The following is a 1,001-nucleotide window of genomic DNA, read 5'->3' as shown; positions in this document are numbered from 1 at the left end:
CTGCTAAAACGATAGAGTGGATAGAAACGACCGATGGTACGATCACCGCACATGCTATGTCATATTTCAATGCACAAGGAAATGTTCAACAAATTGTATTTTTACCAAACATCCTTGGAGATATCAAAGAACTAAAGAAAAATAGCGATGATTTAATCTTTTTCATATCTGAGCTAAAAGATAATCAACGTAAAATATTTATATACTCTCAAGAAACAAATGAATGGATTGATATGGAAGTTGAAAAATGGTCAAGTCCTTATGAGTCAATAAGTGCAGGCTACTTTTTAAGTATAAAAGAACAATTTAATACAAATGGCAGTGCAAAAAGAAGAGAAATTAAAGAGTTATTAAGCCCTTATGAAAATGAAATAACAAGTTATTATTACCTTAAAGAAAACGAACAAAAATTAGAGTCATTGATCACTGATCTTGCAGAAGGTGAAAAGCTTATTTTTGTGACAACACTAGAAGTGGATGAAAAAGGCAGTTGGATAAAACGCCAAGAGGAAGAGCTTGGCGGTGAAACGAAAATACAAACGCGTATTATTGAATATTATTCTAAATGAGCATTGTAAATAACAGCGGATAGTGTTCGTATTGTTTGATGAACGATTTGATTCAGCAGAAGCCAAACTTCTATCAACTCCAAGGGCAAGAGGTTTTGCGCTACAAATTGCCCATGGAAAATGAAGAAGTGAGAATTAACAGTATTTTGAAGTTGATTGAGGAATTAAAACCTTAACCTTGTGCATGTTTTACCCAAAGATCAAAAATATTAGGTGATTGTTGGGTTTCTGGCATATAGACATATGTCAGATTTGTGCGGTTTTGTGGTGTTTTTTGTAGTTCGGTTGATGCGTATTCTGTTGAAAAGCCAAATGGTGCGCCATCTTCACTAGAATAAGCATAATAAACCTCATGAATACCAGCCATAAACATAGCTGCTTGACACATAGGGCAAGGTTCACCGCTAGCATAAACAACGCAACCTGATAAAT

2 protein-coding genes are annotated in these 1,001 nt (G+C 34.6%); one reads left to right on the top strand and one right to left on the bottom strand.

All coding sequences use genetic code 11. The features are described from left to right. On the top strand, positions 1–569 hold a 569-nt coding region (locus BZK14_RS13355), incomplete at its 5' end, for a hypothetical protein (protein WP_171973708.1). A gap of 172 nt (positions 570–741) precedes the next feature. Here BZK14_RS13355 and BZK14_RS13125 read toward each other — a convergent pair. Beyond that, a partial coding sequence (locus tag BZK14_RS13125; RefSeq protein WP_483887738.1) for a tRNA-specific adenosine deaminase occupies positions 742–1,001 on the bottom strand: 260 nt, incomplete at its 5' end.

The sequence above is a fragment of the Wohlfahrtiimonas larvae genome (assembly GCF_002006755.1).
GTDB classification, from domain to species: Bacteria; Pseudomonadota; Gammaproteobacteria; order Cardiobacteriales; family Wohlfahrtiimonadaceae; genus Wohlfahrtiimonas; species Wohlfahrtiimonas larvae.
The sequence above is the reverse complement of the archived record's forward strand: the minus strand, read 5'-3'. Positions and strand labels throughout refer to the sequence as shown.